Source organism: Halorussus limi (assembly GCF_023238205.1).
Classification (GTDB): Archaea; Halobacteriota; Halobacteria; order Halobacteriales; family Haladaptataceae; genus Halorussus; species Halorussus limi.
In genome coordinates this window covers 3,147,877-3,173,045 of the sequence record NZ_CP096659.1, presented here as the reverse complement: position 1 = coordinate 3,173,045, position 25,169 = coordinate 3,147,877, and the positions used below count along the sequence as shown (strand labels likewise).

Genomic DNA, 25,169 nt, shown 5'->3' with positions numbered 1-25,169 from the left:
GCTGTCATTCTCCGGCGCGGACGTCCGAAGTAGTCACTATCTTTATTCGGAAGTCAAAACCGTCGAACAGAGCCGCCTTTGACGGCGGCACGTTCAACCATGACACCCAATCAGTCCCCCGACACGCACCTCCACGATAGCCCCTCCGACGGTCGGTCGCGCCGCGCGTTCCTGACCGCCGCCGGGAGCGTCGCGGTCGGCGTCGGTCTGGCCGGTTGTAGCGGTAGCGCACCGAGCGCCGACGGTTCGTCGGCCGAGCGGACCTTCCAGATGGTCGGCAGTTCCATCCGGACGCTCGACCCCGCGGCCGCCAACGACTCGGAATCGACCACCGTCGTCTCGCAACTGTTCGACGGACTGGTCCACTACCCGAAGGGCGACCCCGACCCCGAGTTGCTGCTGGCCGACGACCACCGTGTCTCCGACGACGGGACCGTCCACACCTTCGAGTTGGACCCCGAGGCGACCTTCTCGGACGGCCGGCCGGTCCGGGCCGCCGACGTGGTCTACTCGTTCGAGCGCATCGCGGCGTCCGACAACTCCACGTCGGCGAGCGCCCTCCTCGACGTTCTCGGCGTCGAACACGACACCCGGACGGTCGAGACTGAAGACGGCACCGCCGAGGAGTACGACCCCGGCACGCTCGGCGTCGAGGCGTTAGACGACCGGACGGTCGAGATTCGGCTCAGCGAACCGTTCCACGCCGCGCTCGGCGTGCTGGCGTACCCGTCGTTCTCCATCGTCCCGGAGGGCGTCGTGGGCGACGTTCCGGGCTACGACGGCGAGATGAGCCAAGACGAGTTCGCCACCTCGAACCCCATCGGCGCGGGGCCGTTCACGCTGAAGAAGTGGGAGAAGGACGTGGAGTACGCCGTCTCGGCACGCGACGACTACCGGGGCGACGGGCCGTACGTCGCGGGGATTCACTGGCGAGTCACCAGCGACCCGGCGGCGGCGTACACCTACGCCACCAACGAGAACGCCGACGCCTTCTGGGTGCCGAGCGGGAAGTTCGACCCGAGTCTCGTCTCCATCGAGACCACCGACGAGCAGGGCCGGAAAGTCGGCACCTACGGACCGCTCCCCGAGAACGGGAAGACGGTCCAGTACCGGCAGGTGCCGCTGGCGTGGACCTACTACCTCGGATTCAACACCGAACAGGTGGAGAAACCGGTCCGTCAGGCCATCGCCTACGTCCTGAACCAGCAGACCCAAATCGAGGAGGTCCACGCGGGCCGGGGGTCGCGCGCGGCCCACATCACGCCGCCGGGAATCTACCTCGGCGGCAACTCGGCGTACCGCGACCACGCCGAGAACTACCCGTACGGACTCGCCGAGTCGCAGTTCGAGGCCGCCAGCGACGTGCTGTCGAAGGCCGGGTACGGTCCCGACGACCCCGCGAGCGTCCGACTCACGGTCTACGAGGCGTCGGCGTGGAAGGAGACCGCGACGCTCCTGCGGGACAAACTCGCCCGCGTGGGCGTCGACATGACCGTCGAACAGGCGCCGTTCGCGTCCATCGCCGAACGCGGTCGGAACGGCGAACTCGACGTCTTCTCCTACGGGTGGACGATGGACTATCCCTCGCCCGACAGCTTCCTCAAGATTCTCTACCCGCCGTCCTCGGACGACTACTTCTTCCGATGGGGCGGCACGCCCGCGGCCGACCGGGCGAAGCGGGCGTGGGAACGCGTCCTCGACCACCCGTCGGCGAGTGAGACTGACCGACAGGCGCGCACCGACGCCTTCCGCGAGATGGAGACCGCAAACTGGGAGGACGTTGTCGCGCTGCCCGTCTACCACCCCGTCGGCGAGGGGTTCTACTACGACTGGGTGGACGTGCCCAAGACCGGCGCGGCCGGGTTCTCGAAGCACAAGTACAACCACGTGAAGGTCGGTCGGCGCGACTGACGGACGGTCCCCGACTCGCGGCAAACCCCGCGGCAGGAGTCTCATTTATCAGGCCGGCGCGCGTCCCTCCGACCGATGGTCGAACTGGACCCGCCGAACGAACGGGAGTGTCAGCGGTGCGGTCGTCGGGACGTGTGGGACCCCGACGCGACGACGTGGCGAATCGACGGCGAAACGCGCGCCGGGAACCCCCACTGCATCCACGAGTGGGACATCAACGGCGCGTACCGCTCGATTCGGAAGTAGCGTCCGCGACGGGCGGCGAACCGCCTGCGTCGGCGAACGTCGCTAGTCACGACTACCGCCGCGGTCGGACAGTCGGATTTCGGGGAGACGACCCCTGACTCGGGCGGCCGCGGGACGCGAGCGCTCGTTCTCGTTTCGTCCGAACCTTGAAACCGGAGGCCGGGACAAGCCCCGTCCATGCTCGCCGTCGCCGGAGGCAAGGGAGGTGCCGGAAAGACGACCACGACGCTCGGTCTCGCGGCCGCGCTCGGCCGCCAGCGCAGGACCGTCGTCGCGGTGGACGCCGACAGGGAGATGCCGGACCTGCACGCGATGTCCGGGGTCGCGCGCACGCCCGGCCTCGACGCGGTGGCCGCGGGGTGGCCCGCCGAACTGGTCGCCGGACCCGCCGACCCGCCGACGGCGGGCGTCGACGTGCTCCCCGCGGGAACGGGTCCGCCGTCGGCCGGGTCCGGGGCCGTGGACCGCGGAACCGACAGGGCCGCGGACCGCAGAACCGCCGGAACCGAGTCCTCGCTGGCGCGCGTGCGAGGCGTCGCGGACGCCGTGCTGGTGGACTGCCCCGCGGGCGCGGGACCGGATGCCGTCGCACCGCTTCGGGCGGCCGACGCCGCGGTAATCGTGACCACGACCGACCCCGACTGCCTGCGCGACGCCGCCAAGACGGCCGCGATGGCGCGCGAACTCGACGCGCCGGTCGCGGGCGCGGTCGTCTCGCGGGCCGACGAGACGCCGTCGGGGGTCGGCCGCCTGCTGGACTGCCCGGTCCTCGGTGACGTCCCCGACGCTGGAATCGACTCCCGGACAACCTCCGTCGGCCGGGGCGTCGAACCGCTGGACGACGACGAGGTTCGGGCCGCACACGACCGACTCGTGTCAGCTCTTCAGCCCAAATACTTATGAAACAACGATTCCAATGCGTGCAAATACGTGGCACGGCGTCTCTCGACTGGTATCGACGTGTTAGACAGGAAACTCGACGGGGGACTTCCCAAGGGGAGCGTGGTCGCGCTCTCGGCACCGCCCGCGAGTCAGGCGGAGTTGCTACTCTACGAGTTCACCGCCGCGCGTCAGACGCTGTACCTCTCGACTGACCGCGACGAGGCGGCCGTGACCGAGGCGCTCGAACGCGCGCCGGGCCACACGGGGTCGCCCGACGTGCGCCGCGTCCCCGGCGACGCGCCGCTGGACCACTCCCAGCGCCTCTTTCGGCGACTCCCCGAGGACTCGAACCTCATCGTGGACCCCGTGGACCTGCTGGAGAAGCGCGACGAGGACCGGTATCGCAACTTCCTCAACGACCTCCAGAACCACCTGCACAACACCGACGGCGTCGCCTTCCTCCACTGCCTCGACGGCCGCGCGGTGCCCGACACCCGCGACGTGACCGAACACGTCGCCGACGTGGTGTTCCAACTCCACACCGAGTACTCGGGCGACACCGTCGAAACTCGGCTCGCGGTGCCGAAGTTCCGCGGCGGCCGCGCGCTCCCCGAGACCATCAAACTCGAACTCGCCGAATCGGTCCGCATCGACACGAGTCGCGACATCGCGTGACCGGAGCGGCCGTCCGATTTTCTCCCACGAGCGCCGACGTTCGATTTCGCGATAACGGGCCGGCGACTCCGTCGAACGCACTTTGCGCGACGCCGAGAGTGAGAACTTAAGGTCTCGCGCCGACCCATCGAAGATACCCCGCCATGCAGACGATAGACGAGGTTCACATCGCCCCGCTCGGCTACGAGTACGACCGCATCGTCGGCCCCGTGCGCGAACACAACGTCGACGTTCTCTACCTCCTCGAACACGACGACCCCGGAAGCGGTCCGGACTACCACGACGACCTGCGCGAGGAACTGGACGACCTCGGCGTCGAGACTCGCTCCCGGAGCGTGGACGTGTTCGACATCTACGACGTGCTGGGCGTGGTGACGACGCTGACCGCCGACCACGCCGAGGACATCGTCCGGGTCAACGTCTCCAGCGGGTCGAAGCTCTCGGCGGTCGGCGCGGCCATCGCCTGCATGGCCACCGACGCGACCGCCTACTACGTCCATCCGACGGACTACCCAGCGACCGACCGCCGGGAGCGACGGAGTTACGGCTACGCGGGCGACGAAGTGCTGCCGTCCTACCCCATCGAGTCGCCCACGACCGACCAAGTCGCGGTCATGGACTTCCTCGCGGAGACCAATACCGACGCGTACACGGTCAAGAAGAAGGACATCATCGAGTACGCCGAGGAGCAGGGCCTCGCGTTCGTCGCCGACAACGACCCCGCCAACGACAAGGCGAAGTTCGCGCTCCTGAACGCGAACGTCATCGACCCGCTGCTCGAAGACGGCTACGTCGAAATCGAGGACGTGGGCCGACGCAAGCAGGTCGTCCTCACCGACACCGGGGCCGACGCCCTCCGCGCGTTCCGCCACAAGATTCGGGACCTCTGACGCGCTACTTCTCCTATCGGACGGTCCGCGGTAATTCGCCGGTCCGTCGGTTTCGGTCACGACGACCGTAGAATGAGTAGTGTCGATAGTATAGATTGTATCGATACTATCCTTTACTTCGATAGTATAGATTGTATCCGGATAGAGTTGAATACGGCCGACCGTGCAGGTAAACGTGGAGGTCGCACCCGACCTCCTCGGACCGCCCGGGTCCCCGACAGACAGCCCTCCCGACCAGTCAGGTCGCCCTGACCCCCGCGGCGGTCTCGCGTAGCCAGCCTTCCTTCGCGGTATCGCCCGCGGTCCCCGCTGGCGCAGTCGGCCCTCCGTTCACCCCGACCCCGCTGTTCGCCTCCAGAATCCTCCGTTAACCTCCGAAATTTTCCGTTCGCCTCCGGAACGCTCCGCTCGCCGCTAAGGCTCTCGATTCGTTCGAGGCCTCCCGGCGCTCGTCGCTCGTTCGACGGCCGCGACGCTATCGGCGGAAAAGAAAGCAGGAACGAGTCGCGATTACTCTTCGTCGCCTTCGACTTCTTCGAGTTCTTCGACGATTTCGTCTTCGTCCACGTCGGCGTCTTCGAGGGCCTCTTCGAGGTCGGCGCCGCCCATGCCGCCGCCCATCATGCCGCCCATCGGTCCCATGCCGCCGCCGTCGATGGTCTCCTGAACGATGACGCGGTCCAGACCCAACTGGTCGATGACGTTCTGGGCGATCTGCTGCTTCTGGAACATCCACTGCTGGTTCATCGCCAACTGGGGCGTGCTCTCGATGTAGAGCGTCTCCTTCTCGACGGTCTCGGTCTCCGTCTCGGGTTCGGCGTCCTCGTCGTCCTCGTCGGGTTCGACGACCGTCTCCTCTTCGACCTCGTCGGTCTCGATCCACATGTCGAGGTCGGCGTCGATGTACATCGAGATGAGGCCCTGGGCCTGCTCGACGCGGTCGTCGACCTCGCCGACGATTTCGTAGTCGTACTCGATGTCCTCGCCCGCGAGCGGGTGGTTGAAGTCCACGCGAGCGCGGCCGCCGATGATGGTCTCGACGTGACCGTGCTGGCCGTCGACGTCGACGTGCGCGCCGGGGTACCGGTCGTCCTCCGGAATCTTGTTCGCGCTGACCGTTCGGACCTCGTCGGCGTCGTACTCGCCGAACGCCTCCTCGGCGGGGATGGTCGTGCTGCCCGAGTGACCGATGTCCTTGCCGATGATGTCCTCTTCGACGCTCTCGAAGATGTGACCCTCACCGAGGACGATGGTGCGCGGTTCGAACTCGCGCTCCTCCTGGTCGAGACCCTCCTCCTCGGCGACCTCTGGGTCGGTCGTGTCCACGATGTCGTCGTCCTCTACGGTGCGCGCGGTGTAGTCGAGGCGAACGAAGTCGCCCCGCTGAAGTCCCTCATTGGCCTCGTCTTCGACTTCCGCCTGTTCTTCGTCGTCGGCCACTTCGGCCTCTTGTTCTTCACTCATACCCGAAACGTCGCTCGTTCGCCTCTTAAGAATCACGTTTCGGAGCGCGCGCGGTCAGCGGCGGCCGGCCGACCGCTCGATTTCGCCGACGAGTCCGCGACGAACAGGGTCGAACCACCGGTGAGTCACTGGTGTGGCGGGGCTGGCGGCCCTATCGAAACGATTTAAAGTCGTGGTCGGGTACAGGGAGGTATGAGTCAATCCAAACAGAAGCAGGCGCGACGATGCGTCTCCTGCGGGATCAACATCTCCGGGACGAACGCGGCGTCGTTCAAGTGCCCCGACTGCGGGCAGCAGATCTACCGGTGCGCCAAGTGTCGCAAGCAGAGCAACCTCTACGAGTGCCCCGACTGCGGGTTCATGGGACCGTAACAATGGGAAAGGTAGCCGCTAAAATCAAGGTCATGCCGCAGAGCCCCGAAATCGACCTCGACGACCTCCAGGAGCGACTCGAAGACTCGCTCCCCGAGGGCGCCAAAATCAACGGCTTCGAGCGCGACGAGGTCGCGTTCGGACTGGTCGCGCTCCTGCCGACCGTCATCGTGCCGGACGACACGGGCGGGACGGAAGCCGTCGAAGAGGGCTTCTCGAACGTCGACGGCGTCGAGAGCGTCGAAGTCGAGAACGTCGGCCGGATATAAATCGGTTTTCTCGATTCGTTTTTCGCCGCCGCCCGCGACCGAACAGCTACGCGACTGCAATCACGACCGCAGTCGCGAGGAAGGCCGTCGTTTCGACCGTTCCGACCCAGACCTCCTTCTGGACCTCGGCCGCGGTCTCGGGCGGTTCGCCCGACCCTCGGTATCGCCGGAAGTAGAGTCCGGCATCGAGCGCCCGTTGTCGGTTCCTGGCTACGTAGATAGTCTTCGCGCCCAACGCGAGGGCGAGGACGAAGAGAGCGAGCACCGCGTACGCGTTACTTCTCGCCAGGAGGGCGAGGCCCAACAGGACAAACGCCACGAGATACCCGAGCAACGGAACGTGCTGGACGACGGAGGTTGTCTCTTCGGTCACGTGTCAGTCTTCCCGAGAGAGGGGAGCCTGAAAACGGTTGCTAAAATGTCCGCCTCGTAACTCGACTCGGTGCGCACGAACGGCGGGTCGAACTCGCTCCTTAGACGCCCGACCCGGTATCGGCGTCCGGCAGGTCGTACTTCTCGACGTCCATGCCGAGTTCGTCGAGCGCCTGTTCGATGTGGCGTTCCTCGGCGAAGTCGGCACCGTCCTCCTCGCGGATGCGCTGGGCAGTCGCCAGTACTTCTCCCCGTCGGTCGTCCGGAATCGCCCACTTGTCGGTCGAGAGTTCGATGACCAGTCCGTTGTGGTCCTGCGTGTACAGCGAGTGGAAGATGCCGCGGTCGAACTCGTTGCACCCGCGCCACTCCTCGTTGAGCGTCTCGCGAATCTCCACGAACTCCTCGGGGTCGATGCTAAAGGAGAGGTGGTGGACGGCGCCGAGGCCCGTGCGCTGGGGCCGCGGGTCCGAGTCGCGGTCCTCGTTCACGAAGAACGTGACGATGCGACCGTCGCCCGTGTCGAAGAAGAGGTGAGTCTGGGAGGGGTCGTCGAGGTTCGGTTGCCGGAGGACGAGCGGCATTCCGAGGATGTCGCGGTAGAACTCGATGGTGTCCTCGGTGTTGCTCCCGATGAGCGTGATGTGGTCGGTTCCGGTGGTGTGCATCGGACTGTCGGGGAGGTCGGCAGTTATCTCGAAGTCGTCCGCTGAACGGCGTTGATTCGACATACGTTTTCGTAGCTACTGGGACGTAATAGGTCTCAGGTAACACTCGCGTCACCCCGCCGCCCGGAACCCATCCTGCGGTTGACACCCGACCCGCAACCGACACTCACTCCGCGAGTTCGTCCCAGATACGGGCGATGGAGTCGGTGCCCTCGTCCACGAGTCCGCCGTGGTAGCAGAGGGTCCGGTCTACGTCGTACTCGGCGAGCGTTCGGACGGACTCGGTCGCCTCGTCCATCTCCGGCGTGAACTCCTCGTTCGGTCCGGAGAGGTCACCCTCCGGAGCGGTCAGCGCGTCGCCCGCGACGAGCAGGTCGGCGTCCGGGAGGAGCAGCGAGACGTGCCCCGGCGAGTGGCCGGGCGTCCCGACGACTCGCATCGGTCCGGCCTCGGTCCGGAACGTCACGCCGTCCTCGATTTCCACGTCCACCGGGACGCCGACCGAGTCGCCGCCCTTCACCGGGTCTCTCCGGCCGTCGATGTAGGGCGTCTCCTCGCGCGCGGCGAACACCGCCGCGTCGGTCCGGTCGAGAAAGTCGGGGAGTGACCCGACGTGGTCGCCGTCGTGGTGCGTGACGAGGACGGCCCACACGTCGTCCCACCCGTACCCGAGGTCGTCGAGGTGAACCGACAGTTGCTCGACTGCGCCGGGAAGCCCCACGTCCACGAGGACGAGGCCGCGCGGCGTCTCGACCGCGGCAGGGTGGATGACTAGCTCGCCCCCGTCGCGCTCGAACGACAGCGGAAGTGCGTGTACCGCAGAGCTATCCGTCATGCGCCCGGATACGGAGTCCCGCGTGGTAGTTCTACTGGACAGTCGGGGTGTGTCGGCAACACCGAAAACGGCCTTCTACGACGCGTCTCACTCCAGCGACTGCTCGAACGCCTGCTGGAGGTCGGCCTTCAGGTCCTCGACGTTCTCGATGCCGATGCTCGCCCGAATCAGGCCGTCGCGGAGGCCCGCGGCCTCGCGCTCCTCGGCGGGAATCGCGGCGTGGGTCATCGTCGCGGGTTGCTCGATGAGGCTCTCGACGCCGCCGAGGCTCTCGGCGAGGGTGAAGACCTCGGTGTTCGACACCACGTCGGCGGTCTCTTCGAGCGAGGCGTCCATCTCGAAACTGACCATCCCGCCGAAGTCGTCCATCTGCGACGCGGCCAGGTCGTGGTCCGGGTGCGAATCGAGGCCGGGGTAGTAGACGCGGTCCACGTCGTCGTGGCCCTCCAGCCACTCGGCGAGCGCGCGGGCGTTCTCGCAGTGGCGGTCCATCCGGACCGGGAGCGTCTTCGTCCCGCGGAGGACGAGGAAACACTCGTGGGGACCGGGCGTCGCGCCGACGCTGTTCTGGTAGAAGCCGAACCGCTCGTCGAGTTCCTCGTCGTCGGTGACGAGTGCGCCGCCCACCACGTCGGAGTGGCCGCCCATGTACTTGGTCAGCGAGTGGGCGACGATGTCCGCGCCGAGCGAGAGCGGTCGCTGGAGATAGGGCGTGGCGAACGTGTTGTCCACCGCGCAGAGCGCGTCGTGGTCGTGGGCGATGTCCGCGGTGCCTTCGATGTCCACGACGTTGAGCAACGGGTTGGTCGGCGTCTCGACCCACACGAGTTCCGTGTTCTCGCGCACGGCGGCCGCTGTCTCGTCGAGGTCGGTCATGTCGACGAAGTCGAACTCGAGGTCGTACTGCTCGTAGACCTGCGTGAAGATGCGGTGGGTGCCGCCGTACACGTCCTCGCTGGCGACGACGTGGTCGCCGGATTCGAGCAGGTTGAGGACCGTGTTGATGGCTCCCATCCCGCTGGAGAAGGCGCGGCCGTACTCGCCGCCTTCGAGGCTGGCGACGTTGGCCTCCAAGTCGGTCCGGGTGGGGTTGCCCGTCCGGGAGTACTCGTAGCCCCGGTGTTCGCCCGGCGCGTCCTGTTCGTACGTGGAGTTGGCGTGAATCGGGGTCATGAGCGCCCCGGTCTCCTCGTCGGGTTCCTGTCCGGCGTGAATCGACCGCGTCTCGAATCTGAACTCCTCGTCGTCGGTCATGTGCGTAGCGAGGGGCGGGCGGCAGGTTACTCTTGTCCTTCCGACGCGCCCCGCGTGGGGTCCGAGAGACTCGGAACGTGCCTTTTATAACGGAGACAGAACAAGAGGTGGGTACGACTATGCCGAGTTCGAACGGACCCTACCACAGCACTCGTGACAAACTCTCGAACGACCCCCGAGAGCGCGGTACGTCCCCGCCTCAGCGCGCCGTCCAGCAGTACGAGGAGGGCCAGAAGGTCCACCTCAAAATCGACCCGAGCGTCGAGGACGGTCGCTTCCACCCGCGCTTCGACGGACTGACCGGCGAAATCGAAGGCAAGCAGGGCGAAGCCTACAAGGTCGGCGTCAACGACCGCGGCAAGGACAAGACCCTCATCGTCACCCCGGCGCACCTGAAAGCGCAGGAATAGCATGACGATATTCAAGGAGAAGGTCGACGAGGAGTACCTCACCACCGCGGAAGCCAAGGAACTCCTCTCGGACGTCGAGGAGGAGCGCGCGTTGGACGAGGACCGGGAGATGCGCTACGAACTGGCGCGTGCAATCGAACACGTCAACCGGTTCGCCACGCTCGACGCCGAGGAGTCCCGCGAACTCGTCGAGGCACTGCTCGAACTCGACAAGGTGGACGAGCCGACGGCGTACAAGATTACCGACGTGCTCCCGCAGGACCGCGACGAACTCCGCGCGGTGTACGCGCAGGAACGCTACACGCTCTCGGGCGAGGAACTCGACGACATCCTCAACGTCGTCGCGAAATACGTCTGACGCCCACCAACTGTTTAAGTAGTTCGTCGCCGTAATCGATGACAATGAGCGAACAGAACGACGACGAAGAGCAGGTGCCGGCGGTCGTTTTGGACTACCTCCCGCACGGCCGCGCCGACGACGACAGGCCACAGTACCAGAAACCCGCGCTGACCTACGCGCTCGGCGTCGAGGAGTTCCGGCTGTTCGAAGTGACGCTCGAAGAGGACGTGAGCCTCACCATCACCGACCGGTTCGACGCCGACACCGGCGACGAACTCGTGGCGAACGTGCGCGAAATCGAGTTCGAAGACCTCTCTGGGGCCGCCCAGTCGGAACTCGAACACGCCATCCGCGACGTGGTCGAGACCGACGAGGAGCGCTTCGTGAACTTCTACAACGACGCCCAACCCATCACCCTCCGTCTCCACCAACTGAATCTCCTCCCCGGCATCGGGAAGAAACTCCGGAACAACATCCTCGAAGAGCGCAAGGGCAAACCGTTCCAGAGCTTCGAGGACCTCGAAGGGCGGGTGTCGGGTCTTCACAATCCCAAGGAGGTGCTCGTCGAGCGCATCCTGGAGGAGATTCGGGAAGACGACCTGAAGTACCGGACGTTCGTGCGGGTCGAGGAACAACAGGAGTAGTCGCGGGCGATTCGGTTCTCTCGGCGCTCGGTGCGAAGCCACGTTTCTGTGCGGTCCCCCTCACTACGACTCTCCTCCGTCACGTACGAATCTACTGCATAGCGCCGCCTGCGCCGGCTCAGCGGCCGGAAGACCGCCTTTCGCTCCCGCATCGAACGGTGCGGCCGTCGAGAGAACTCCCTACCCCTCAGAGACTCGGTGGCTTTACCCACCTCCGGTAGCTACCACCGGGTAAGATGACCGACGCACGCGACGCGGGGGACGACCTCCGGAATCCCGACGCGCTGCTCAGGCGGGCGGGCGTCCGGGGGAACCCCGACAGGGACCAGCACTTCCTCGTGGACGACCGCATTCTCGACCGACTGCCGGACTACGCCGAGGAGGCGGGGTTCGACCTGTCGCACGTCCTCGAAATCGGGCCGGGGACCGGCGCGCTGACCGACCGACTGCTCGCGGTCGCCGACGAGGTGACGGTGATAGAGCGCGACCGGAACCTCGCGGCGTTCCTCCGGGAGGAGTTCGCCGACGAAATCGCGGCCGGTCGCCTGACGGTCGTGACGGGCGACGCGCTGGAAGTCGAACTCCCCGATTTCACGGCCTGTATCTCGAACCTCCCCTACGGCGTCTCCAGCGAAATCACCTTCCGACTCCTCCCGCGGGGCAAGCCGACGCTCCTGATGTTCCAGAAGGAGTTCGCCGAGCGCATGGCGGCCGACGTGGGCACCGACGACTACGGCCGTCTCTCGGTCTCTGCACAGCACTACGCCGACGTGGAAGTCGTCGAACCCGTGCCGAAGGAGGCGTTCTCGCCGCCGCCGGATGTCGAGAGCGCGGTCGTCCGGACCACGCCGCGGGACCCCGACTACGAAGTCGACGACGAGGCGTTCTTCCTCCGGTTCGTGAAGGCCGTGTTCACTCAGCGGCGCAAGACGCTCCGGAACGCCATCCGGAACACCGGCCACATCTCGGGGCTGGACGACGCCGACGCGCCGGTCGCGGCCATCGCCGACGGAATGACGGGCCTCGACCCCGACGTGCTCGGAAAGCGAGCGGGCAAGATTCCGCCGGAGACGTTCGCCGCGCTGGCGACGGTCGCGGCCGAGTACGGACTCGACGGGGGTGAGAACGGGTGAGGCGTCCTCTCGACGGCATCCTCGCGGCCATCGACCAGTTGGCGAACTTCAGCCAGACCGAGCAGATAGTGGCGACCGCGCTCATCCTCCTCACCAGCGTCGCCGCGGTCTGGGCGACGCGGTACGTCCGGCCGAAGCTCCGGCGGCGGTTCCCCAGACACGTCGGCGACGTGGTGTTGCTAGCGGGACTCGCCGGCGGTCTGCTCGTGACGACGGTCAGTCTCATCGTCCTCTGGGGACAGGGAAAGACCGCCGCCCAAGCGCTCGATCAGATTACCCTCACCGCCGGGAAGGGATTCGCGATCATCCTCGCGCTGGTCGTGCTGGCGAGCGCGTACGTCGTGACCGGGTTCGTCAAGAAGGCCATCGACCGGTTCGTCGAGGGCCACGACACCATCAGCCAGCACCAGAGCGAAATCGTCTACCGCGTCTCACAGCTCACGGTGTACGTCTCGGCCGTGTCCATCATCCTCGGTCTCTGGGACGTGGACCTCAGCGGCCTGCTGGTCGGGGCGGGCTTCCTCGGTATCGTGGTCGGGATGGCCGCGCGCCAGACGCTCGGTGCCCTGCTGGCGGGGTTCGTGCTGATGTTCTCGCGGCCCTTCGAGATCGGCGACTGGGTGGAGATAGACGACGAGGAGGGCATCGTGACCGACATCTCCATCGTCAACACGCGCATCCAGACGTTCGCGGGCGAGTACGTGATGATTCCCAACGACATCGTGAGCGGCGAGAAGATAGTAAACAAGAGCCGAAAGGGGCGACTCCGAATCGAGGTCGAGGTCGGCGTCGACTACGAGGCCGACGTGGAGCGAGCGGCCGACCTCGCCGAGGAGACGATGAAGGAGTTAGACGAGGTGCTGACCGTGCCGACTCCGAAGGTCGTCCTCAAGGAGTTCGGCGACTCGGCGGTCACGCTCGCCCTTCGGTGCTGGATAGACAAGCCGAGCGCCCGCAGACAGTGGCGCGCTCGGACCGCGATAATCGAGTCGGTCAAGGCGACCTTCGACCGCGAGGGCGTCAAGATTCCGTTCCCCCAGCGCGAACTCACCGGCCGACAGGAGTCGGGCGGCTTTCGGGTTGCCGGAGAAACCGACCTGCCGGAGGCCACCGCGGACGGCGGCCGGGCCGGTAGCAGTCAGACGGACGGCGGCGTGACCGGCCAGCGGGCCGACCCGAGCGAGCGAAACGGGGGGAACGAGAAGTGACCGACCTCGCCGACCGCCGGGACGCCGAGACCGAAGTGTACCAGCCAGCCGAGGACTCGAACCTGCTGGCCGAGGCCGCGATAGCCGACCTCGAATCCCACCCCGCCGACCTCGCGCTGGAGGTGGGCACCGGGTCGGGGTACGTCGCGGAGACGGTGGCCGACGAGACCGGCGCGCGCGTCCTCGGGTCGGACCTGAACCCTCACGCCTGCCGACAGGCCCGAGAGCGCGGGGTCGAGACGGTCCGGGCCGACCTGCTGGAACCGTTCCGGGCGGGCGTCTTCGACGCCGTTCTGTTCAACCCGCCCTACCTGCCGACCGACCCCGACGACGAGCGCGACGACTGGATGGAAGTCGCGCTCTCGGGCGGGGAAGACGGCCGGAAGGTCATCGAACCGTTCCTCGAATCGGTCGGGCGCGCGCTCGCGCCCGACGGGGTCGTCTACCTGTTGGTCAGCAGTCTCACGGGCGTCGACGAGGTGGTCGAACTGGCCGACGACGAGGGGTTCTCCGCGGTGGCGCTCCGCGACGAGTCGTTCCCGTTCGAGACACTGACCGTGCTGAAACTCCTGCGCTAGCGGTCGGTCGCGTTTATCGGGTTCGGGAGTCGGTGGAGGTCCGCGACCGTACCGTCGTATTCGACGGTCCGAATGGTCCGACCGTTCATCGCGACGGTGAACTGCTCGTAGTCGGTCGGAAGACTCGTCCCCAGACTGAGGCGAGTCGAGGCGCAGTCGGGGACCGAACCGGCCGACGCGTTCGCCTTCTTTCGTCGGGCGTCCGCTCGGTCGGAGGGGACGGTTCGGAGGTCGACGACGTAGTTCCCCGGCGCGACGTGAGTGACGTTCGCCGTCACGGTCCGGTTCCGGTCGTGGACGACAGTCGCCTCCAGCGTGACCGCGAACGATTCTCCGACCGCCACGTCGTGGACCCACCCGGAGTCCGAGTCGATTCCGTCGCACGAACCGGTCGCCTTCGACAGCGAGAATCCGGGCGACTCGAAGTCGCTGGTGTCGGTGTCGCCGCCGACCCTGAGTCCGAGTCCGCCGGCCGAACCGACGACGGTCCCGAGGACGAACGCAGTTGCGACCGCGAGGAGGGCGAGCGTTGACTGTTTCACGTATATACTTTCGAATAGGAACGAGAAGTACGTTTCCACTGCCTTGCGGTGTGTCACCGTTGACCTATGACCGACGGTAATTTCCGAAGAGGAAAATATTAAGCATCGGCATTTCGTAGTCGGAGGTACATGACCGAATACGTCGCAACGACGCCGGGAGTGTACCCGCTCCCGGACTGGGCCAAGGACGACTTGGCCGACCTGAAGGGCCACCAGAAACACGACCTCGTGGACGGCGACGAGGGCGAGGAGGTCGTCGCAGTCTACGACGAGGCGCGCCAAGAGGTACTCGACCGCCAGCAGGCCGCAGGACTCGACCGCGTGGTCGAAGGACAGCTCCGATGGGACGACATGCTCGCCCATCCGCTCGCGGTCCACGACGCCGTGGAGACCCGCGGCATCGTCCGGTACTACGACAACAACAACTTCTACCGGGAACCGGTCGTGACCGACGAGTTGACCTTCGACGGCGACATCGCCGGCGAGTTGGAGGCCGCGAGCGAGTTCGCGGACGACGACTCCCTGCAGGCGGTCGTCCCCGGCCCGTACTCGCTGGCCGACCTCGCCACCGACGAGTACTACGGCGACGACGCCGACTTCTTGGACGCGGTGGCCGACTTCCTCGCCGGAGAGGTCGAGGCGTTCCCCGAGGTCGAGACGCTGTTCGTCCTCGAACCGTCGCTGGTCGAGAACGCGCCCGGCGAGGGTGAAGACGAGCGTGCGAGCGAGGCGGTCGATACGGTCGCCGACGCCGCTCCGGCCGACACCGACGTGGTCGTCCACACCTACTGGGGCGCGCTCGAAGAGAAGGTCCACGCCCACCTGCTCGACGCCGACTTCGACGCGCTGGGCTACGACTTCGTCTCGAACCCCGAGGACAACCTCTACAACATCAACGAGTACGGCACCAAGGACTCCGTCGCGGCGGGAGTCGTGGACGGCCAGAACACGCTGGTCGAGGACGCGGAGGCCATCTCCGAGCGGGCCGACTGGTTGGAGGACAACACCCCGGCCGCCGACTTCGAGACGGTGTACCTGACGCCGAACACCGAACTGTTCTACCTGCCCTACTCGACGTTCGAGGAGAAACTCGCCGCGCTCGGCGAAGCGACCGACCTCGCGGAGGTGACAGCATGAGCCAGAACCGAGACCAGTTCCGACCGCCGAATCACCCGAACGACCACTTCCTACTGACGACCGTCGTCGGTTCGTACCCCAAGCCGAAGTGGCTGGACAGGGCCCGGGACCTCCACGAGGACGAGGACGCGGACTTCGACGACGACGCGTGGAACGAGGCCAAGGACGACGCCGCGCGACTCATCACGGACGAACACGAGCGGGCCGGACTCGACGTGGTCGTGGACGGCGAGATGCGGCGCAACGAGATGGTGGAGTTCTTCGCTCACCGTATCGAGGGCTACGAGTTCAACGGTCCCGTGAAGGTGTGGGGCCACAACACCTTCGACAAGCCGTCGGTCGTCTCCGAGGTGGAGTACGACGAGTCGTGGCTCGTCGACGAGTACGAGTTCACCGCGAGCGTCTCGGAGCGACCGGTCAAGGTGCCCATCACCGGCCCGTACACGCTGGCGAACTGGAGTTTCAACGAGGCCTACGACGACACCGAGTCGCTGGCCCACGACCTCGCGGACCTCGTGAACGAGGAGATAGAGAAGTTGGTCGAGGCGGGTGCTCGCTACGTCCAGATAGACGAACCCGCGCTGGCGACGACGCCCGACGACCACGCCATCGTCGGCGACTGCCTCGAACGCATCGCGGACGGGATTCCCGAGGACGTGCGCATCGGGCTTCACGTCTGCTACGGCGACTACTCGCGCATCTACCCCGAGATTTTGGACTTCCCGGTGGACGAGTTCGACCTCGAACTCGCCAACGGCGACTACGAGCAACTCGACGTGTTCAAGGACCCCGAGTTCACCGCTGACCTCGCGCTCGGCGTGGTCGACGCCCACGACGCCGACGTGGAGACGGTTCCCGAAATCAAGGAGAACATCCAGAAGGGTCTCGAAGTCGTCCCGCCCGAGCAGTTGACCGTCAGTCCGGACTGCGGGGTGAAACTCCTCCCGCGAAAGGTGGCCTACGAGAAGATGGCGAATCTGGTACAGGCCGCCCGCGAGGTCGAACGGGAACTCGACGAGGGCGAAATCGACGTCGAGCGGTCGGCCGTGACCGCGGACGACTGACCGGCGCCCGCGATTGACCGGACAGACCGTTATTTGCGCTCGTTGGAGGTTGCTAACAGGCGGCGCGCGTCGGCCACGTTCCGGAGCGCTGCGCGCCGCGCGACCGCTGGCGCGCTCCGGCCCGATTCAGGTCACGGACCGAGTTCGTTCCGGTTTCGTACTTGAAGGTTTGTACGGGGGTCTTCGACGCGTTATCGCCTCGATTGGATTTTCTGGACTGGCGCATGCGGGCGCGAGGACGAGGTGGCGCGAGGCTAACGCGGTGCTGGGTAGCGCGGCTGAGTTCTCACTGTAGGTTCGACCAACTACTCGCGTCTTAGGGAAATAAGAATATTTCTCACAGAATCATAAATACTTCTGCGGCTCACACAACGGCCCGAACCAGCGACCCGAGCGCCGACAGACCGACCGGAATCGCGACGCTCAGATAGAGCAACCGTCCCATCCCGGCGTACTGCATCAGACCGCCGTTCGCGGCCATCAGACCGGCGAAGACGGCCCACGCGAGCAGACCGAAGCCGAGTCCGGCCGCGAGGCCCCGCTTGGCGTCCGTCGAGACGAGACCGACCAGCGCGCCGCCGAGGAAGAAGCCGTACCAGTGGACCCGCGCCGCCGCGAGACCGACGACTGCGCCCGCGACGAGCGCGGCCCGTCGCGCCCGGGCGTCGGTCCGAATCTCCGCCAGCGCGCTCCGGAGCGGTCCGGTGACGGTCCGACTCGCGTCTCGGACCTCGCGAAGTCCGCTCATCGGTCGCCCTCCCGCGTCTCGAAGGAGATGGCCGTCTCGCCGCGGACGTCTCGACCCATCGGCTTGTACTTCCCGTCGGCCCAGAGTCGGAGTTGGTCGTCGTAGTGGTCCGAGAAGTACTCCCCGGAGTTGCCGCCCGGCAGGACGCAGACCGACCGCTCTCGCTCGGCCATCGGACAGACCATGCGCCAACTGCTCCCGACCGCCGACTCCTTCCGGTAGTTGTTCAGCGTGTAGGCCGACCCGTCGGTCGGGTACTCGGTGTAGTTGAGGAACGACTGGTCGAACGGGTGGGTGATGGCCGCGGTGGTGTTGTAATCGCCGTAGGTCGCGCCCTCCTCGATTCCGTCGAGCGCCTTCCGGAGCGCCCGGACCATCACGGCCTCGCGTCCCTCGTCGCCGAACCACCTGCTGTCGTCGGGCAGGGTCGCCAGCACCCAGTCGTTCGGGTAGTACGACTCGTCGAGACCCTTCGCCTCGAACTCGTCGGCGAACGCCTCCCGGCGGAACTGGTCGAACCACTTCACGAAGACGAGCGCCGCCCGGGAGTCCCGGGTCATGCGGGCGTCCCAGTTCCGGAGGGTCTCGACCGTCCCCGAGAGGTCGTCTACGCCTTCTGCGGCCGAAACGAGTTCCTCGCGCACCTGCTCGGCGCGCGCGGACTTCGCGTCGCGTTGAACCCTGCGCATGAACCGGGGCGTCATCGGTTTCTCGGAGGCGGCCCGGGCGTCGAGCAGTTCGTAGAGGCGCTGGCCCCGGTAGGGCACGGCGTACTGCTCGCCGACGTAGTGTTCGGGGTCGTCCTCGATGCGCTGGTTCGCGGTGCCGAGGTAGTCGGGGTCGCGGACGTGGGGTTTCTCCTCGAACGGGACGAACCCCTCCCACGACGAGACGCCGAACGGTTCGAAGCCCTCCCACTCGGCCTCGCCCGCCGACCCGTCGAAGACTCGCGTGCCCCAGACCTCCTCGCCGTCGTCGGCGCTCTCCGACTGCCGGTTACTCTCCGAGTCTCGGTCGGCGGCGTCTATCGTGCGAACCGGAATCTTACCCGTGACGTAGTAGAGCGTGTTCCCCTCGCGGTCGGCGTAGACGACGTTCTGGGTCGGCAGATCCATCTTCTTCGTCGCCGCGAGGAAGTCGTCCACGCCCCCGGATTTGCTGTACTCGTGAATCGCCGCCGAAGTCCGGGTCGCGGTGTGGCCGGTCCACGAGACGCCGACTCGCTGGCCCTCGCGTTCGAGGAGCGGACCGTGGACCGTCTTGCGGGTCGTGACCGTCCGGTCCTCGCCGTCGGCCACCCGAATCGTCCGCTCCTCGGTCTCGAACTCGCGCCACTCGCCGCGATACCGGTACCGGTCGCCCGACTCGTCGGTCTCGTAGTCGTAGAAGTCGATGACGTCCGCCCCGCTGTTGGTGAACCCCCACGCGCCCGAGTCGTTCTCGCCGATGACCACGAACGGGACGCCCGGGAACGTCACGCCCCGGACGCTCACGTCGTCGGTCCGGAGGTTCATCTCGTACCAGACCGGCGGCGCCATCAGCGTGAGGTGCGGGTCGTTGGCCACGATGGGCTTCCCGCTCTCGGTCCGCTCGCCCGAGACGACCCAACTGTTCGACCCGACGCCGGGCAGCGACTCGAACGCCGAGAGCCAGTCGAGCAGGTCGCCGCCCTCGAACTCGCCCGACGGCGAGACCCGACGGCGACGCCGCGCGCCGTCGGTCCCGCCGTCGTCCCCTCCGGCCGAGTCCGACCTGATGATGGGCGAGTCGTGGTCCATCCGGAAGGGGTAGAGTTCCTTCACCGCGTCCTCGCCCAGTTTCCGGGCGAGTCGCTCGCGCCGGAGCGTCCGGAAACTCCCGGTCAGTCCCCACGAAATCTGCTGTTCCATCAGCATCGTGTCGGCGGGGGTCCACGGGTCGGGTTCGTAGTCGAGCAGTCCGAACTCCAGGGGCAACTCCTCGCGCTCCCGGCAGGCGTTGACGCCCTCGGCGAACGCCTCGACCGCCTCGCCGGTCGGCGTCCCCGAGAGGAGTTCGAGGTTGGCCGCCGCGCCGCCAGCGAAGTCCATCCGCACGTGGAACTCGTCGGAGTCGAGAGCGCGCTCGCCGACCACCTCCGAGAGTTCGCCCCGCATGACCCGGCGCTGGAGGTCCATCTGGAAGAGTCGGTCGGCGGCTTGCGCGTAGCCCACGGCGTAGTACAGCGGTCGCTCACCGCCGGCCTCGCTCTCGACGTGAGCGGTCCCGTACTCGTCGTAGCGCACCGTCGCCGGTCCGTAGGGACTCTCGACCCGGCGGTTCGTTCGGTCGGTCGCGTCCCGCCACGCCGACCCCGAGAACGGCGCGAACCGGTCGAGATACCCCCTGACCGGCGAGAGCGACCCGCCGACGGCGCCGCCGCCGACGATGGCGGCGACGAGCGCACGTCGCGTGGTATCGATGTCCATAGAGGGGGTGTGGCGGTTCTCACGTAAAACCGCTGTTCCACTCGTTCCGAGTTCCCGAGCGTTGTTTCGGTCAGATACTATATAAAAGACGAGCGCAGGACGATCGGGTGCGTGCTAAACGACTATCGTTGCTGGAAACGGGCGGAAGGACTTAATCACCAAAAGTATGAAATAGTATGATTGGTTACGGTCACGGTGATAATGCCTGCCATGAGCGCACTCGACTGGTTCGGGTTGGTCGGACCGTACGTCCTGTTTTTCGGGATGTTGATAGCGTACTACGTCTGGGAAGGGAGACGCGAGCGCCGCCTCCGCGAGCGCTACGACGAGGAGGTGGAGCATGCAAGGTAGCGCCGGCGGCATCGCGGGAGACGCGGGCATCTGGGTGCTGGGCACCTTCGCGCTCTATCTGTTGGTCCTGCTCGGCATCGGACTGTACTCCTCGCGGTTCATGGACTCGGTCGGCGACTACGTCATCGGCGGCCGCGAAATCGGCCCCGTCGTGACCGGGTTCTCCGAGCGCGCCTCCGAGATGAGCGGTTGGCTCACGCTCGGCGTGCCCTCCGACGCGTACACCTCCGGCATCATGGCGTTCCTGAACGGTCTCGGGATGATTCCGGCCGACCTGTTCGCGTGGGCCGCCATCGCCAAGCGCCTCCGGAAGTACACCGAACTCGTCCGGTCGGTGACGCTCCCCACGTTCTTCGCCACCCGCCTCGGCGACGACACCGGCGCGGTCAAGGGCGTCTCGGCGGTCGTCCTCATGCTGTTCGAGGGCGGCTACGTCGGCGCCCAAATCGTCGCGGCCGGGACCCTGCTCCAGATTCTGACGGGCATCGAGCCGTGGGTCGGGATTCTGGTCGGGGGCGTCATCGTCATCGGCTACACCTTCCTCGGTGGCTACTTCGCCGTGGCGTGGTCGGACTACTTCCAAGGAGCCATCATCCTCGGGGCGTTCATCCTCCTGCCGGTCATCGCGTTCACCAACATGGGCCTGCCCTTCGACGAGGTGGCCCGCGTCGGCGAGGGGAGTCTGACCAGCATCACCGCCGGAACCGCCGGGTGGGCCGCGGTCTTCGGCGTCATCAGTTACGCCGCCATCGGTCTCGGGGTGCCCGGCAACCCTCACATCATGGTCCGGTTCATGGGCATCGACCGGGTGAAGAACGTCCGCCTCGCGGCGCTGGTCGCCCAGTTGTTCATGTTCGTCGCCTACATCGGCGCGGCGCTGGTCGGTCTCTACGCCATCGCCACGTTCGGCGAAGGCGCTATCCAGAACGGCGACAAGGTCATGCCGATGCTGACCCTCGACCTGCTGCCCGGCGCGATAGCCGGCATCGTCCTCGCGGCCGCGCTCGCCGCGATGATGTCGAGCGCCGACTCCCAACTGCTAGTCGCCACCAGTGCGGTGGTGGAGGACGTGTACCACGGCTTCGTCAACGAGGACGCCAGCGAGGAGGACCTCGTGAAGTACTCCCGGTACGTCACCTTCGCGCTCGGGTCCGCGAGCGTCGCGTTCGCCTACCTCGCCAAGAGCACGCCCATCTACACGCTGGTGTTGGACTACGCGTGGGGCGGTCTCGGGGCCGCCATCGGCCCGACGGTCATCGCCACCCTCTGGTGGAAGCGCGTGACCGCCGAGGGGTCGGTCGCCAGCATGATAGTCGGCGCGTCCACGATGATTCTGTGGACCCAGATATCGACGGTCGTCGACCTGCTGGGCCTCTCGGCGACGGTCGAAAGCTCGGCGTTCCTCTCGGGTCTCGTCGGCGTCTACGGCCTTTTCCCCGCGTTCATCGTCTCGGCGATTACGCTGGTCGCGGTGTCGCTGTACACCGAACCGCCCGCGAACGTGGACGACCACTTCGACGTGTTCGACAAGCCCCTCTCGGCGGTCATCGCCGACGGCGGGTCGGCCGACTACGCGACGGACGGCGGTGAGCGGTCCGAAGGTCCGCGGGCCTCGTCGGACCTGCGGTCCGACGGCGGGACCGGCGACGACACCTCGCCGAAGGTCGTGACCGAAGGGGACAACATCCGCGCCCACGTCGCGGCGTCGGGCTACTGGGACGACGATGAGCGCTGACACTCCCGCGGCCGACGCCCCGGCCGACGCAGCGTCCGACGGCGCCGACGCCGGCGACCACCCGATGGTCGGCCAGCGCCACGACGAGGTCGAACTCCCGGTCATCCGACCCGCGATAGCCCGCGATGAGGTCGATTCTTCGGGCCGGGTCGGCGCAGTGGCCTACCCCTACCGGGTGTACGAGGCCGAGGTCGAGGTGGACCGACCGCTCATGTCCCCGCGGCGGGACCGCCGGGTCATCAGCGTGGACTGTTCGCGCCGCCTCTCGCTCCGGGCCGACACCGTCCCCGAGTTCGAGACCCGGACCGTCGAGGACGCGCTGGTCCTGCCGAGCGAACTCTCGCCCGAGCAGGCCGACGAGAAGGCCCGCGACGCCGCGTTCAAGTGGACGCTCCGGACCTCGATTCTCGGCGACGTGCCCGAGGTCGAACTCGCGCGCACGGTGGACGCCTATAAGCTATTCTGGTTGGTCGAGCGCCCCGACGGCGACTGTATCGTGGACAGCGTCGACGGGAGCGAGCGACCGCTCGACGACTGAGCGCTCCTCTCGTCGGTCGCTCGCGGTTCGGTCGTCGGTCGTCGGCCGCCCGCGTTCCGCGTCTGTTGTCGGTCGCTCGCATTCTACGCTCTCGCCGTTCTTGAGACACGTGAGTAGGATTCGATTCGCGTGAGAGGCAACGAGATGTCCTCAACTCCATAACCGGGCATTCGACGTTTACCGGCTAAATCGTTGGCGGCGCGTGCGCTCGCGCCGTCACAGCGGCTTCGTCGTGATGAGTCCGTCAACGCCGCGCCGCGCGAGCGCCCACGCGAGCGACCGCGACCCGACCGGCCACGCGTGGACTTCCATCCCCGCCTCGTGGGCGCGCTCCACGAGGTCGGTGGCGAGACACAGCGTCCAGTGGGGGTTGGCGTAGGCGCAGTCGAGCGTCGTGGCGGTCTCGAAGTTGGCGTCGGGTCGCACGTCGAAGTTGAACGCCAGCGGCATCGACTCGTCGAGCATCCGGGTGCGCCAGAGCGGGTCGGGGTGGAGCGACGAGACGACGACGTCGTTCTCGACGCCCTCCAGCGCCGCCAACAGGTCGGCCACCAAGCCGGTCTCCTTGACTTCGACGTTGATGTCCACCGCCGGCGGAATTACCTCCAACACCTCGGTCAACAGGGGGATGCCGCAGTCGGACCCCTCGACCCGGAGGGCGGCCAGTTCCGTCGCCGAGAGGTCGCCGACCTCGCCGAACCCGTCGGTGACGAGTTTCACCTCGTTCCAGTGTGAGACCACGAGTTCGCCCGTTCCGCACCGTTGAACGTCGATTTCGACCGCGTCGGCGAACCGCGAGGCGCGCCGGACCGCACAGACGGTGTTCTCCGGGTGCTGGTCGCCGAACCCTCGGTGGGCAGTTATCTGCACATCCTCTGTTTGGTTGTCCGGTGGTAAGGAACTAGTGGCAAAGCCATCCACAAAACTAACAAGTCTCGGATTGGTCTTAAGGTTGTAATGTCTAAGATACAGTCTGAAGAAGATGATGAATTACAAGAGGGTAATATTTCTGAAAACCTGTACGATAAGGACCTCCTAATCGCAGAATACACCCAAACAGGAGAGGAATTTCGATACAGAGACAAACTTCTTCATAACTCCTACTATCTTCTTATAATCGCCACGTTTGCAATTGTAGGAATAGTACTGCGAGAGTTCAGAACTGGAAACGTCGTGACCATAGGCATAAGTATCTTAGTTGGAGGACTCGGATTTTCGTTGATTGGGGCTATCATTCTTAATCATTTTATTCAACGACAGTCAGCAGAGGCCCTCCGTACGCGAACGGAGCAGTATGCCGAAGGAATCCAGAATGAACCAGTACAACGACCACTGGGTATTCAATACTGGGTTATAGGGAACAATTCTAACATTGTAAATCAAGATATTAAGAAGTCAGATACCTTCTGGCAGGAAATGAGGAAATTGCCTAAAAAGGCATATTCGGCGAAGACAGTTGCCTTCTGCATCTTTTGGAGCGGCCTCCTGATTACGATTGGAGGACTCCTAATACTAGTCACCGTATAGCTGCGAAAAAACGGGTGGAAAATCGAGTTATTTTACTCGTACAGCCACGTCTCGTCGACGCGCTCGTAATCGACCAGTTCGTCCTCGTCGAAGAACAGGTCGATTTCGCGCTCGTTCGCGCCGGGGTCCTCGTGGTCCGACCCGTGGATGACGTTGCGACCGAGGTCGAGTCCGAAGTCGCCGCGGATGGTGCCGGGCGCGGACTCGGCCGGGTCGGTCTCGCCCATCATCTTGCGGACCTGTCGGGTCGCGTCCTGACCCTCCCAGACCATGGCGAAGACCGGACCGGACGTGATGAAGTCCACGAGGCCCTCGAAGAACGGCTTGCCCTCGTGTTCGCCGTAGTGTTCGTGAGCGAGGTCCTCGCTCATCTGCATGAACTTCCCGGCGACCATCTTCAGGCCGCGCTCCTCGAGTCGGGAGACGATTTCCCCGATGAGGCCGCGCTGGACGCCGTCGGGCTTGACCATCACGAAGGTGCGTTCGGTTTCGTCGCTCATTCTTGGGTCCCTTCGGTGGCACCGCCTTCCTCGGTCCATTCGAGGTCGCGGGGTTCGCGGCCGAGGTCGGCGTTCTTCTCGCACTTCGCCGAGCAGAAGTGGACCGTACTGCCGTCGGTGTAGACGAACATCGTACCCGTGCCGGGTTCGATGTCGTCGCCACAGAAGTCACAAACTCGGGATTGGGGCATTAGTTACTGACCTCCGATGGAGTCGGCTTCGCGTGCGGTCTCGCGCAGTTGCAAGACGTCGCCCTCTCGGACGGGGCCGAGACAGTTCCGCGTGATGATGCGGCCCTGATTCTCGCCCTCGCGGATGCGGCACTTGACCTGCATGGCCTCGCCGTGCATCCCCGTCTTGCCGACGATCTCTATCACTTCGGCGGGCGTGGAGCCTTCTTCTTCAGTTTCCTCTGCACTCATGACTCAA

Annotated in this window: 31 protein-coding genes; 19 read left to right on the top strand and 12 right to left on the bottom strand. The window is 65.9% G+C overall.

From position 1 onward, the window contains the following. The first annotated feature begins 99 nt into the window (after positions 1-99). The 5 genes from M0R89_RS16170 (at position 100) to M0R89_RS16150 (ending at position 4,604) form a co-directional block, all read left to right on the top strand. Positions 100-1,911, top strand: a complete 1,812-nt coding sequence (locus M0R89_RS16170; RefSeq protein WP_248650110.1) for an ABC transporter substrate-binding protein — start codon at positions 100-102, stop codon at positions 1,909-1,911. A gap of 75 nt (positions 1,912-1,986) precedes the next feature. Beyond that, entirely contained in the window at positions 1,987-2,157 is a 171-nt protein-coding gene (locus M0R89_RS16165; RefSeq protein WP_248650109.1) for an HEWD family protein, read from the top strand. Between the two features lie 177 nt (positions 2,158-2,334). After that, positions 2,335-3,060 (top strand): MinD/ParA family ATP-binding protein, encoded by a 726-nt coding sequence (locus M0R89_RS16160; protein WP_248650108.1) that lies wholly within the window; start codon positions 2,335-2,337, stop codon positions 3,058-3,060. 27 nt (positions 3,061-3,087) lie between these two features. Further along, entirely contained in the window at positions 3,088-3,714 is a 627-nt protein-coding gene (locus M0R89_RS16155; protein WP_248650107.1) for an RAD55 family ATPase, read from the top strand. A 143-nt stretch (positions 3,715-3,857) separates the two neighbouring features. Then, positions 3,858-4,604, top strand: a complete 747-nt coding sequence (locus M0R89_RS16150) for an HFX_2341 family transcriptional regulator domain-containing protein (RefSeq protein ID WP_248650106.1) — start codon at positions 3,858-3,860, stop codon at positions 4,602-4,604. 510 nt (positions 4,605-5,114) lie between these two features. Here M0R89_RS16150 and M0R89_RS16145 read toward each other — a convergent pair. Further along, complete coding sequence (locus tag M0R89_RS16145) at positions 5,115-6,068, bottom strand: FKBP-type peptidyl-prolyl cis-trans isomerase (protein ID WP_248650105.1); 954 nt, start codon at positions 6,066-6,068, stop codon at positions 5,115-5,117. Positions 6,069-6,260: 192 nt separating this feature from the next. On the opposite strand from M0R89_RS16145, the gene M0R89_RS16140 reads away from it, so the two are divergent. Then, positions 6,261-6,440, top strand: coding sequence for an HVO_2753 family zinc finger protein (locus M0R89_RS16140; protein ID WP_128478397.1), 180 nt, complete (start codon positions 6,261-6,263; stop codon positions 6,438-6,440). A gap of 2 nt (positions 6,441-6,442) precedes the next feature. Beyond that, the gene (locus tag M0R89_RS16135; RefSeq protein WP_248650104.1) at positions 6,443-6,709 is read left to right on the top strand and encodes an elongation factor 1-beta; all 267 of its coding nucleotides are present in this window, start codon (positions 6,443-6,445) and stop codon (positions 6,707-6,709) included. Between the two features lie 46 nt (positions 6,710-6,755). On the opposite strand, the gene M0R89_RS16130 is transcribed toward M0R89_RS16135, so the two are convergent. The 4 genes from M0R89_RS16130 to M0R89_RS16115 all read right to left on the bottom strand — a co-directional run bounded on the left by M0R89_RS16130 (position 6,756) and on the right by M0R89_RS16115 (position 9,838). Then, positions 6,756-7,082, bottom strand: coding sequence for a hypothetical protein (locus M0R89_RS16130; protein ID WP_248650103.1), 327 nt, complete (start codon positions 7,080-7,082; stop codon positions 6,756-6,758). A gap of 100 nt (positions 7,083-7,182) precedes the next feature. Then, positions 7,183-7,812 (bottom strand): VOC family protein, encoded by a 630-nt coding sequence (locus M0R89_RS16125; RefSeq protein WP_248650102.1) that lies wholly within the window; start codon positions 7,810-7,812, stop codon positions 7,183-7,185. 103 nt (positions 7,813-7,915) lie between these two features. After that, complete coding sequence (locus M0R89_RS16120; RefSeq protein ID WP_248650101.1) at positions 7,916-8,584, bottom strand: MBL fold metallo-hydrolase; 669 nt, start codon at positions 8,582-8,584, stop codon at positions 7,916-7,918. 87 nt (positions 8,585-8,671) lie between these two features. Further along, on the bottom strand, positions 8,672-9,838 hold the full coding sequence (locus M0R89_RS16115; protein WP_248650100.1) for a cystathionine gamma-synthase: 1,167 nt from the start codon (positions 9,836-9,838) through the stop codon (positions 8,672-8,674). A 119-nt stretch (positions 9,839-9,957) separates the two neighbouring features. On the opposite strand from M0R89_RS16115, the gene M0R89_RS16110 reads away from it, so the two are divergent. The 6 genes from M0R89_RS16110 (at position 9,958) to M0R89_RS16085 (ending at position 14,151) form a co-directional block, all read left to right on the top strand. Next, positions 9,958-10,248, top strand: a complete 291-nt coding sequence (locus tag M0R89_RS16110) for a 50S ribosomal protein L21e (RefSeq protein ID WP_248650099.1) — start codon at positions 9,958-9,960, stop codon at positions 10,246-10,248. Between the two features lies 1 nt (position 10,249). Beyond that, positions 10,250-10,606, top strand: a complete 357-nt coding sequence (locus M0R89_RS16105) for an RNA polymerase Rpb4 family protein (RefSeq protein WP_248650098.1) — start codon at positions 10,250-10,252, stop codon at positions 10,604-10,606. Between the two features lie 44 nt (positions 10,607-10,650). Beyond that, positions 10,651-11,232 (top strand): DUF655 domain-containing protein, encoded by a 582-nt coding sequence (locus M0R89_RS16100; protein WP_248650097.1) that lies wholly within the window; start codon positions 10,651-10,653, stop codon positions 11,230-11,232. 236 nt (positions 11,233-11,468) lie between these two features. After that, on the top strand, positions 11,469-12,365 hold the full coding sequence (locus M0R89_RS16095; RefSeq protein WP_248650096.1) for a 16S ribosomal RNA methyltransferase A: 897 nt from the start codon (positions 11,469-11,471) through the stop codon (positions 12,363-12,365). Continuing rightward, positions 12,362-13,573: a mechanosensitive ion channel family protein gene (locus tag M0R89_RS16090; protein WP_248650095.1), complete on the top strand. Its 1,212-nt coding sequence runs from the start codon at positions 12,362-12,364 to the stop codon at positions 13,571-13,573. The genes M0R89_RS16095 and M0R89_RS16090 overlap by 4 nt, the downstream gene beginning before the upstream one ends. Then, positions 13,570-14,151 carry a HemK2/MTQ2 family protein methyltransferase gene (locus M0R89_RS16085; RefSeq protein WP_248650094.1) on the top strand — a complete coding sequence of 194 codons (582 nt, stop codon included), beginning with the start codon at positions 13,570-13,572 and terminating at the stop codon, positions 14,149-14,151. The genes M0R89_RS16090 and M0R89_RS16085 overlap by 4 nt, the downstream gene beginning before the upstream one ends. Here the strand turns inward: M0R89_RS16085 and M0R89_RS16080 are convergent. Continuing rightward, entirely contained in the window at positions 14,148-14,693 is a 546-nt protein-coding gene (locus M0R89_RS16080; protein ID WP_248650093.1) for a hypothetical protein, read from the bottom strand. The genes M0R89_RS16085 and M0R89_RS16080 overlap by 4 nt on opposite strands. A 129-nt stretch (positions 14,694-14,822) precedes the next feature. Here M0R89_RS16080 and M0R89_RS16075 point away from each other — a divergent pair, with 129 nt between their 5' ends. Both M0R89_RS16075 and M0R89_RS16070 read left to right on the top strand, forming a co-directional pair. Then, positions 14,823-15,830, top strand: coding sequence for a 5-methyltetrahydropteroyltriglutamate--homocysteine methyltransferase (locus M0R89_RS16075; protein WP_248650092.1), 1,008 nt, complete (start codon positions 14,823-14,825; stop codon positions 15,828-15,830). Beyond that, positions 15,827-16,894 carry a methionine synthase gene (locus tag M0R89_RS16070; RefSeq protein WP_248650091.1) on the top strand — a complete coding sequence of 356 codons (1,068 nt, stop codon included), beginning with the start codon at positions 15,827-15,829 and terminating at the stop codon, positions 16,892-16,894. The genes M0R89_RS16075 and M0R89_RS16070 overlap by 4 nt, the downstream gene beginning before the upstream one ends. Positions 16,895-17,258: 364 nt before the next feature. Here the strand turns inward: M0R89_RS16070 and M0R89_RS16065 are convergent, their stop codons facing one another. Both M0R89_RS16065 and M0R89_RS16060 read right to left on the bottom strand, forming a co-directional pair. Then, positions 17,259-17,642, bottom strand: a complete 384-nt coding sequence (locus tag M0R89_RS16065; protein WP_248650090.1) for a hypothetical protein — start codon at positions 17,640-17,642, stop codon at positions 17,259-17,261. Next, positions 17,639-20,089, bottom strand: coding sequence for a penicillin acylase family protein (locus M0R89_RS16060; protein WP_248650089.1), 2,451 nt, complete (start codon positions 20,087-20,089; stop codon positions 17,639-17,641). Before M0R89_RS16060 ends, M0R89_RS16065 begins: the two co-directional genes overlap by 4 nt. Positions 20,090-20,299: 210 nt before the next feature. Here M0R89_RS16060 and M0R89_RS16055 point away from each other — a divergent pair, with 210 nt between their 5' ends. From M0R89_RS16055 to M0R89_RS16045, 3 genes are read left to right on the top strand one after another with little or no spacing between them, the layout of a single operon-like run. Continuing rightward, positions 20,300-20,440 carry a hypothetical protein gene (locus M0R89_RS16055; protein WP_248650088.1) on the top strand — a complete coding sequence of 47 codons (141 nt, stop codon included), beginning with the start codon at positions 20,300-20,302 and terminating at the stop codon, positions 20,438-20,440. Continuing rightward, a complete protein-coding gene (locus M0R89_RS16050; protein ID WP_248650087.1) occupies positions 20,430-22,175 on the top strand; it encodes a sodium/proline symporter in 1,746 nt (581 codons plus the stop codon). The genes M0R89_RS16055 and M0R89_RS16050 overlap by 11 nt, the downstream gene beginning before the upstream one ends. After that, positions 22,165-22,713 (top strand): hypothetical protein, encoded by a 549-nt coding sequence (locus M0R89_RS16045; protein WP_248650086.1) that lies wholly within the window; start codon positions 22,165-22,167, stop codon positions 22,711-22,713. Before M0R89_RS16050 ends, M0R89_RS16045 begins: the two co-directional genes overlap by 11 nt. A 216-nt stretch (positions 22,714-22,929) precedes the next feature. Here M0R89_RS16045 and M0R89_RS16040 read toward each other — a convergent pair whose 3' ends face one another. After that, positions 22,930-23,583, bottom strand: coding sequence for a glycerophosphodiester phosphodiesterase (locus M0R89_RS16040; protein WP_248650085.1), 654 nt, complete (start codon positions 23,581-23,583; stop codon positions 22,930-22,932). A gap of 87 nt (positions 23,584-23,670) precedes the next feature. On the opposite strand from M0R89_RS16040, the gene M0R89_RS16035 reads away from it, so the two are divergent. Beyond that, positions 23,671-24,240 carry a hypothetical protein gene (locus tag M0R89_RS16035; RefSeq protein WP_248650084.1) on the top strand — a complete coding sequence of 190 codons (570 nt, stop codon included), beginning with the start codon at positions 23,671-23,673 and terminating at the stop codon, positions 24,238-24,240. A gap of 32 nt (positions 24,241-24,272) precedes the next feature. Here M0R89_RS16035 and ndk read toward each other — a convergent pair whose 3' ends face one another. Genes ndk through M0R89_RS16020 form a run of 3 tightly spaced genes read right to left on the bottom strand, consistent with a single transcriptional unit; the run spans position 24,273 to position 25,162 of the window. After that, complete coding sequence (ndk, locus tag M0R89_RS16030; RefSeq protein ID WP_248650083.1) at positions 24,273-24,740, bottom strand: nucleoside-diphosphate kinase; 468 nt, start codon at positions 24,738-24,740, stop codon at positions 24,273-24,275. After that, positions 24,737-24,931 carry a 50S ribosomal protein L24e gene (locus tag M0R89_RS16025; protein WP_248650082.1) on the bottom strand — a complete coding sequence of 65 codons (195 nt, stop codon included), beginning with the start codon at positions 24,929-24,931 and terminating at the stop codon, positions 24,737-24,739. The genes ndk and M0R89_RS16025 overlap by 4 nt, the downstream gene beginning before the upstream one ends. Positions 24,932-24,934: 3 nt before the next feature. Further along, complete coding sequence (locus tag M0R89_RS16020; RefSeq protein WP_115796086.1) at positions 24,935-25,162, bottom strand: 30S ribosomal protein S28e; 228 nt, start codon at positions 25,160-25,162, stop codon at positions 24,935-24,937. Positions 25,163-25,169: the final 7 nt, after the last annotated feature.

Excerpts from the sequence above, each read along its gene's own strand:
- M0R89_RS16170 (WP_248650110.1), top strand. The coding sequence starts at position 100 with ATGACACCCAATCAGTCCCCCGACACGCACCTCCACGATAGCCCCTCC.
- M0R89_RS16165 (WP_248650109.1), top strand. The coding sequence starts at position 1,987 with ATGGTCGAACTGGACCCGCCGAACGAACGGGAGTGTCAGCGGTGCGGT.
- M0R89_RS16160 (WP_248650108.1), top strand. The coding sequence starts at position 2,335 with ATGCTCGCCGTCGCCGGAGGCAAGGGAGGTGCCGGAAAGACGACCACG.
- M0R89_RS16150 (WP_248650106.1), top strand. The coding sequence starts at position 3,858 with ATGCAGACGATAGACGAGGTTCACATCGCCCCGCTCGGCTACGAGTAC.
- M0R89_RS16145 (WP_248650105.1), bottom strand. The coding sequence starts at position 6,068 with ATGAGTGAAGAACAAGAGGCCGAAGTGGCCGACGACGAAGAACAGGCG.
- M0R89_RS16140 (WP_128478397.1), top strand. The coding sequence starts at position 6,261 with ATGAGTCAATCCAAACAGAAGCAGGCGCGACGATGCGTCTCCTGCGGG.
- M0R89_RS16135 (WP_248650104.1), top strand. The coding sequence starts at position 6,443 with ATGGGAAAGGTAGCCGCTAAAATCAAGGTCATGCCGCAGAGCCCCGAA.
- M0R89_RS16125 (WP_248650102.1), bottom strand. The coding sequence starts at position 7,812 with ATGTCGAATCAACGCCGTTCAGCGGACGACTTCGAGATAACTGCCGAC.
- M0R89_RS16120 (WP_248650101.1), bottom strand. The coding sequence starts at position 8,584 with ATGACGGATAGCTCTGCGGTACACGCACTTCCGCTGTCGTTCGAGCGC.
- M0R89_RS16115 (WP_248650100.1), bottom strand. The coding sequence starts at position 9,838 with ATGACCGACGACGAGGAGTTCAGATTCGAGACGCGGTCGATTCACGCC.
- M0R89_RS16110 (WP_248650099.1), top strand. The coding sequence starts at position 9,958 with ATGCCGAGTTCGAACGGACCCTACCACAGCACTCGTGACAAACTCTCG.
- M0R89_RS16105 (WP_248650098.1), top strand. The coding sequence starts at position 10,250 with ATGACGATATTCAAGGAGAAGGTCGACGAGGAGTACCTCACCACCGCG.
- M0R89_RS16100 (WP_248650097.1), top strand. The coding sequence starts at position 10,651 with ATGAGCGAACAGAACGACGACGAAGAGCAGGTGCCGGCGGTCGTTTTG.
- M0R89_RS16095 (WP_248650096.1), top strand. The coding sequence starts at position 11,469 with ATGACCGACGCACGCGACGCGGGGGACGACCTCCGGAATCCCGACGCG.
- M0R89_RS16075 (WP_248650092.1), top strand. The coding sequence starts at position 14,823 with ATGACCGAATACGTCGCAACGACGCCGGGAGTGTACCCGCTCCCGGAC.
- M0R89_RS16070 (WP_248650091.1), top strand. The coding sequence starts at position 15,827 with ATGAGCCAGAACCGAGACCAGTTCCGACCGCCGAATCACCCGAACGAC.
- M0R89_RS16065 (WP_248650090.1), bottom strand. The coding sequence starts at position 17,642 with ATGAGCGGACTTCGCGAGGTCCGAGACGCGAGTCGGACCGTCACCGGA.
- M0R89_RS16060 (WP_248650089.1), bottom strand. The coding sequence starts at position 20,089 with ATGGACATCGATACCACGCGACGTGCGCTCGTCGCCGCCATCGTCGGC.
- M0R89_RS16055 (WP_248650088.1), top strand. The coding sequence starts at position 20,300 with ATGAGCGCACTCGACTGGTTCGGGTTGGTCGGACCGTACGTCCTGTTT.
- M0R89_RS16050 (WP_248650087.1), top strand. The coding sequence starts at position 20,430 with ATGCAAGGTAGCGCCGGCGGCATCGCGGGAGACGCGGGCATCTGGGTG.
- M0R89_RS16045 (WP_248650086.1), top strand. The coding sequence starts at position 22,165 with ATGAGCGCTGACACTCCCGCGGCCGACGCCCCGGCCGACGCAGCGTCC.
- M0R89_RS16035 (WP_248650084.1), top strand. The coding sequence starts at position 23,671 with ATGTCTAAGATACAGTCTGAAGAAGATGATGAATTACAAGAGGGTAAT.
- ndk (WP_248650083.1), bottom strand. The coding sequence starts at position 24,740 with ATGAGCGACGAAACCGAACGCACCTTCGTGATGGTCAAGCCCGACGGC.
- M0R89_RS16025 (WP_248650082.1), bottom strand. The coding sequence starts at position 24,931 with ATGCCCCAATCCCGAGTTTGTGACTTCTGTGGCGACGACATCGAACCC.
- M0R89_RS16020 (WP_115796086.1), bottom strand. The coding sequence starts at position 25,162 with ATGAGTGCAGAGGAAACTGAAGAAGAAGGCTCCACGCCCGCCGAAGTG.